Source organism: Candidatus Beckwithbacteria bacterium (assembly GCA_012797845.1).
Lineage (GTDB): Bacteria > Patescibacteriota > Microgenomatia > UBA1400 > UBA1449 > JAAZOH01.
In genome coordinates this window covers 1-2,420 of the sequence record JAAZOH010000017.1, presented here as the reverse complement: position 1 = coordinate 2,420, position 2,420 = coordinate 1, and the positions used below count along the sequence as shown (strand labels likewise).

Below are 2,420 nucleotides of genomic sequence, written 5' to 3'. Positions count from 1 at the left end.
GCTGAAACCATAGGTAAAACCAATTACTTACAAATAAAAAAGTACATTAAAGACAATAAAGAAATTATGCCAGAGAAGGATTAAAACCACGGTCTTTAGACCGTGTGTAGTTTATTAATGAGTAATGGATTGTAAAAAAAACCTGTCGGGGTAGTCAGAATCGAACTGACGTCGGACGCACCCCATGCGCCCATCATACCACTAGACCATACCCCGATTTTAAAATCAACCAGGTTATTATACCTCAGTTTGTCAGTTTCGTAAGAATAAATCCATGGTTCCGCTATTGATTCAATATTGATTTTGTGTTTAACTGAGTCAAATTATTTTAGATACTATAAGCTTGCCCAAAGGAGATTTTTATGGCTAGACCTAAAAAAACTGATGTTAATGAAGAAAAAATCAGCAGCAGTGATAATCAAAAATCACAGCGTTTAGAAGCTGTCAATATTGCTATGCAGCAGATTGAAAAACAATATGGTAAGGGCTCAATTATGAAATTGGGTCAGGCTAATCGGTCTGCCAATCTGGAAGTGGTTTCAACTGGTTCCATTGCCATTGATTTAGCCCTTGGGGTAGGAGGTTTACCGAAAGGTCGTATTATCGAAATTTATGGGCCTGAAGCTTCTGGTAAAACTACCGTTTGTTTACATGTGATTGCACAGGCTCAGAAAAAAGGCTTAAACTGTGCTTTTATTGATGCTGAGCATGCACTTGATCCACTGCGAGCTGAATCAATTGGAGTTGCATTAGATGATTTGATCATTTCTCAACCAGACAGCGGCGAACAAGCTTTGGAGATTGTAGAGACGTTAATCCGTTCGGGTGGTATTGATGTAGTGGTAGTTGATAGTGTGGCTGCCTTGGTGCCAAAAGCCGAAATTGAAGGTGAAATGGGTGATGCGGTTATGGGAATGCAGGCCAGATTGATGTCCCAAGCTATGCGCAAGCTGACCGGAGCGATTCAAAAAAGTAATACTTTAGTTATTTTTACCAACCAAATCCGGATGAAAATCGGAGTTATGTTTGGTAATCCGGAAACTACCACTGGTGGCCAAGCACTTAAATTTTATTCCTCAATCCGTATTGATTGTCGTAAAACGGGCAATATTTCTGAAGGTGAAACCATTATTGGTTCCCGTCACCGGGTTAAAATCGTCAAAAATAAAGTTGCCCCACCTTTCCGAATTGCTGAATTTGACATCATGAATGAAGGTGGGATTTCTAAAGCAGCAGGGATTTTGGACGTAGCGACCGAAATGGGTGTTTTAGAAAAATCAGGAGCTTTTTATAAATACAAGGGTGAAGTTTTGGGCCAAGGTCGGGAAGCAGTCAAAAACACTTTAAACGAAAATTCTAAACTGATGGATGAAATTGAAAAAAATGTGTGGGAAGTAGTCAGAAAAGGTAAAGAAATTCCGGTAGAAGTGGGTGAGAATAGTGATGGTGATGAATAAGATTACTAAGCTTTCTTTTCAAAGAAACCGTCAACACGTTACTGTTTTTCTAGATAATGGCCAAAGCTTTAGTCTTCATGGCGAGCTAGTTTTAAAACGTGGTTTAAAAGTTGGTCAAAGTTTAGACGAGACTCAAATTTTAAAACTGTTGCAACAATCCCAACTCATTAGTCTTTATTATCACATTACTAATTTGATTGCTATCAGACCTAGGTCAGAGTTTGAAATTAAGACCAGGATAAAGCAACAGTTTAATAAATTAAACAATAAAATTTGCAAACAATTTCCAATTTTCACAGCGATTGACTATGCTATAGCAAGTCAAAAAATTATTGAAAGATTAGTAGAAAATAATTTTATTAATGATGAAACATTTGCTACTTGGTGGGTAGAGCAGCGACTAGCTCAAAAAGCCAAAGGAGAATTTGCTCTGGCTGCTGAACTAGCAGCCAAAGGTATTGACCGCCAAATTATTGCTAAAACGCTAGCTAAACAAAGTCTGCTAAAACCAGAAAACAAACAACAAACCATCAAAGATTTACTGGCTAAGCAGTGGCAAAAAATTGCTTACAAAAAACCTGATAAGAAAAAAGCTAAACAACTTCTTATCCAGCGTCTTTTATCTCGAGGATTTGCTTGGGAGGATATTAAGATCCAAATTGACGAATTTTTAGATACGCAGTACAATAACGCCAGATGAAACAGACTATTATTATAAGAGATGAAATTATTTTGTTTTTCAAAATTTACCAAAAACAGCGCATAAAATTTTTATTAGGCGCAACTTCTCTCAGAGCTAGCTAAAATACGCAGCTCAAATACTCTGTTTCTTCGTAAACCAAAGTAATTTGGTCAATTTACTAAGCAATTAATTTTTTACTTCTTATGAAGCAATTGTCACCAATACATTCTAAAGTGCAACTATTGCTGGATCAGAAGCCTACCTATGTCATTTTTCAATCG

At 37.0% G+C, this 2,420-nt stretch carries 2 protein-coding genes and 1 tRNA gene; 2 read left to right on the top strand and 1 reads right to left on the bottom strand.

Going from position 1 to position 2,420, the window contains the following annotated elements; genetic code table 11:
- Positions 1-145 precede the first annotated feature (145 nt).
- Positions 146-216: transfer RNA gene (locus tag GYA49_02540), tRNA-Pro, on the bottom strand.
- Positions 217-362: 146 nt separating this feature from the next.
- On the opposite strand from GYA49_02540, the gene recA reads away from it, so the two are divergent.
- Both recA and GYA49_02530 read left to right on the top strand, forming a co-directional pair.
- Positions 363-1,457: a recombinase RecA gene (gene recA, locus GYA49_02535; GenBank protein NMC35900.1), complete on the top strand. Its 1,095-nt coding sequence runs from the start codon at positions 363-365 to the stop codon at positions 1,455-1,457.
- Positions 1,450-2,157 (top strand): hypothetical protein, encoded by a 708-nt coding sequence (locus GYA49_02530; protein NMC35899.1) that lies wholly within the window; start codon positions 1,450-1,452, stop codon positions 2,155-2,157. The genes recA and GYA49_02530 overlap by 8 nt, the downstream gene beginning before the upstream one ends.
- The last annotated feature ends 263 nt before the right edge of the window (positions 2,158-2,420 follow it).